Source organism: Mesorhizobium sp. M7A.T.Ca.US.000.02.2.1, from assembly GCF_003996995.1.
In the GTDB taxonomy this organism is placed as follows: Bacteria; Pseudomonadota; Alphaproteobacteria; order Rhizobiales; family Rhizobiaceae; genus Mesorhizobium.
On the sequence record NZ_RZTT01000613.1, the window covers coordinates 1 to 2586 of the forward strand.

General features: G+C 63.8%; 2 protein-coding genes and 1 pseudogene. All 3 read left to right on the forward strand.

The window, feature by feature from the left end; all coding sequences use genetic code 11:
• The first annotated feature begins 194 nt into the window (after positions 1–194).
• Complete coding sequence (locus tag EOD15_RS32460) at positions 195–1358, forward strand: D-alanyl-D-alanine carboxypeptidase family protein (RefSeq protein WP_185929139.1); 1164 nt, start codon at positions 195–197, stop codon at positions 1356–1358.
• Positions 1359–1498: 140 nt separating this feature from the next.
• The gene (gene tmk / locus EOD15_RS32465) at positions 1499–2173 is read left to right on the forward strand and encodes a dTMP kinase (RefSeq protein WP_164893331.1); all 675 of its coding nucleotides are present in this window, start codon (positions 1499–1501) and stop codon (positions 2171–2173) included.
• Positions 2170–2586: pseudogene (locus EOD15_RS32470) on the forward strand (DNA polymerase III subunit delta'); the annotation flags it as partial. The gene tmk and the pseudogene EOD15_RS32470, both read left to right, overlap by 4 nt.

Consider the following 2586-nt stretch of genomic DNA (forward strand, 5'->3'; position numbering starts at 1 on the left):
TCTCTATCCCGATGGCCACCGCAATCTGGACGAGATGTTGCAGGCTGCCTGGTCGCACGGCGCTCCCGATGCGCTGGCTGTGCGCAACTGAGTACAAGCCAGGCTGGATTTCCGCTACGCGGTTGATCCGCCGTGCAAAAAGCCCGATACTTTTTGCGGGCTTGCCGGCGGTGCCGGCCAACGGGTCGAACATCATGCAATTTCGCTTGCTCCCGCTCGCCGGGCTTCTGGTTTTTGGCCTGCTGCTGTTTTTCCAGGCTCCGGCCGGTGCGCAGCTGTTCGAGACCAAGGCCGCACAGGCCTTCATGATCGACGCCGAGACCGGGACGGTGCTGTTTTCCAAGGATGCCGACAAGCCGATACCGCCGGCCTCGATGGCCAAGCTGATGACCATGGAAGTGGTTTTCAACGCCATCAAGTCTGGTCGCCTGAAGCTCGACGATACGTTCGTCGTCAGCGAAAACGCCTGGCGCAAGGGTGGCGCGCCTTCGGGAACATCGACGATGTTCGCCAAGCTCAAGTCATCGATCCGGCTCGAAGACCTGATTCAGGGCGTGACCGTGCAGGCGGCCAATGACGGCTGCATCATCATCGCCGAAGGCATGTCGGGATCCGAGGACAATTTTGCCGCGCAGATGACCGAACGGGCCCGCCAGATCGGCCTCAAGACGTCGACTTTCGTCAATTCGACCGGCCTGCCGGCGGATGGCCAACGGACGACCGTGCGCGAGCTGGCGCAGCTCGCCCTGCACCTGTGGCGCGATTATCCGGATTTCTACCGCTATTACGGCCAGAAGGATTTTACCTGGAACAAGATCTCGCAGAGGAACCGCAATCCGCTGCTGGCGATGGACATCGGCGCCGACGGCCTGGCGGTCGGTGCGAGCGAGGCAGCCGGCTTCGGCATCGTCGGTACAGTCAGTCACAACGGCACACGGGTGATCGCGGCGATGAGCGGGCTGGCGTCGGACAAGGAGCGTGCCGAAGAGGCGCGAAAGCTGCTCGACTGGGGTGTCCGCTCGTTCGAGAAGACCGAAATTTTCGCCAGGGACGAAGTGGTTGGAGAAGCCCAGGTTTTTGGCGGCGCCAAGCCCGGGGTGATGCTGAAGGCCAAGGGTCCGATCGACATCTTCCTGCCGATCACCAACCGCGACAAGCTGACGGCCAGGATCGTCTATGACGGCCCGATTGCAGCACCGGTGGAGGAGGGGCAGCCGGTGGGTGCGCTGCGCGTCTGGATCGGCGATACGCTGAGCCAGGAGACGCCGCTTTTCGCAGCCGAATCGATCGGCGTCGGCACGCTGCCGCAGCGCGCTCTCGATGCCATCAAGGAACTGGCGGTCGGCTGGCTGCGCTAAGGCACGTCGCTCAAATCTTGCCATGGTTTTGGCGAACGACATGCATGAAAGCAAAAAATTGACGGCATGGACGTTTGGCCGAACGCGGACTATCTAGAGCTCTACAATCCCATTCAGCCATGGACAAGAAGGCCTCTCGGTTGGCACGCGGTTTTTTCATCACCTTCGAAGGCGGCGAGGGGGCAGGCAAGTCGACGCAGATCGAGCGGCTGGCCAGGAAGATGCGCGCCAAGAAATACGATGTGCTGCTTACCCGCGAACCCGGCGGCTCGCCGGGCGCCGAAGCGGTCAGGCACGTATTGCTTTCAGGCGCCGCCGAACCGTTCGGGCCGAAGATGGAAGCGCTGCTTTTCGCCGCCGCGCGGTCCGATCATGTCGAGCAGGTGATCCGGCCGGCGGTCGAGCGTGGCTCCATCGTGCTTTGCGACCGCTTCCTCGATTCCTCACGCGTCTACCAGGGCGTCACAGGCGGCATCGATCCGGCGTTCATGGATGCGCTGGAGCAGGTCGCCATCAACGGCATGATGCCGGACATGACGCTGATCTTCGACATCGATCCGGCGGAAGGCCTGAGGCGCGCAACGCTGCGGCGCGGCACCGAGGCAGTCGCCGACCGCTTCGAAAAGGAGACGCTGGCGATCCATCAGGCCCGCCGCGAGGCGTTTCTGGCGATCGCCAAGGCCGAGCCGGAGCGCTGCATCGTCATCGACGCAGCCGCCGAGCCCGACGCGGTCGAGAACGTCGTCACCGCGGCGGTGTTCGCGGCACTGGCGGCGAGAACGCCGGCACGCGACAGGCAGGCAACGCCGGCATGATCTTCGAGCGCATTGCACCCGAGCAGCACGACACGCTCGACGGCGTGCCGGAGCCCTCCGAAACGCCCCTTCTGGTCGGGCACGGCCAGGCTGCGGGCGTGCTCACCGCTGCCTATCGGGCGGGCAAGCTGCCTCATGCACTGATCTTCTCCGGACCGGTCGGCATCGGCAAGGCGACGCTCGCCTTCCACCTTGCGCATCATCTGTTGAAGCACCCGGATTTTGCGAACGCGCCGGAAAGCCTTGCCGCTCCCGATCCGGCGTCGTCGCTGTTCCGCCAGATCGCCACCGGGGCGCATCCTTCCGTGCTGCATCTGACCCGGCCGTTGAACGACAAGACCAAGAGTTTCAAGACAGTCGTCACCGTCGATGAGATCCGCAAGGTCAGCCGCTTCCTGTCGCTGACCTCGCAC

Excerpts from the sequence above, each read along its gene's own strand:
- EOD15_RS32460 (WP_185929139.1), top strand. The coding sequence starts at position 195 with ATGCAATTTCGCTTGCTCCCGCTCGCCGGGCTTCTGGTTTTTGGCCTG.